This is a genomic window from Vreelandella neptunia, assembly GCF_022489065.1.
Classification (GTDB): domain Bacteria; phylum Pseudomonadota; class Gammaproteobacteria; order Pseudomonadales; family Halomonadaceae; genus Vreelandella; species Vreelandella neptunia_A.
This window is the reverse complement of the sequence record NZ_JAKVTW010000065.1, coordinates 1-659: the sequence shown is the minus strand read 5'-3', so window position 1 is coordinate 659 and position 659 is coordinate 1. Positions and strand designations below refer to the sequence as shown.

At 55.5% G+C, this 659-nt stretch carries 1 protein-coding gene; it reads right to left on the bottom strand.

Annotation, left to right across the window (positions count from 1 at the left end; all coding sequences use genetic code 11):
• On the bottom strand, window positions 1-659 hold a 659-nt coding region (locus MLE19_RS22845), incomplete at both ends, for an IS30 family transposase (protein WP_240720616.1).

Genomic DNA, 659 nt, shown 5'->3' with positions numbered 1-659 from the left:
CCTAAGAACACCTGGGCTGGGGTTCGGTATCCCAGCCGCTTTCTTGGTCTATCGTTTAGCTTATTGACGACACTTCGTAGCTCGGCATTGGTCACTTTGCGGAAGTCAGTACCTTTAGGAAAATACTGCCTAATCAGACCATTGGTGTTTTCATTAGTACCACGCTGGCATGAGCGGTACGGGTCGCAAAAATAGGTCTTAGCCGAGACGGCCTTGGCAACTTTCCGGTGCTCAGCGAATTCCGACCCATTATCCAAAGTGATGGTGTGCACTGCCCCTCGGCGTGGTGCCAATAACCGCGTCATTGCCTGAGCCGTTCTAGTGGCGGTGATTGTTGGCAGCCGCGCTGCCAAGAGGTAGCCACTGCGTCTTTCGACCAGGGTCACCAGTCCAGATTCTTTGTGGCCCTTAAGCACCGTGTCGCCTTCCCAATGTCCGATATGGCGCCGTTCTTCCACCTTGGCAGGGCGCTGCTCAATGCCTACTCGGTGCGGGATTTTGCCTAACCCCGCCCGCTTAGCCAATTGGCGCTGGTAGCGCCGCTGGCGTGGCAGTCGGAGCCGTTTCCATAATGTTCCACCGTGCTTCTTGTCGTCCCAGATTAACGCATAGATCCATTGATGGCTTACGCAGACCCCGTTGGCATTGGCCATGAAGCC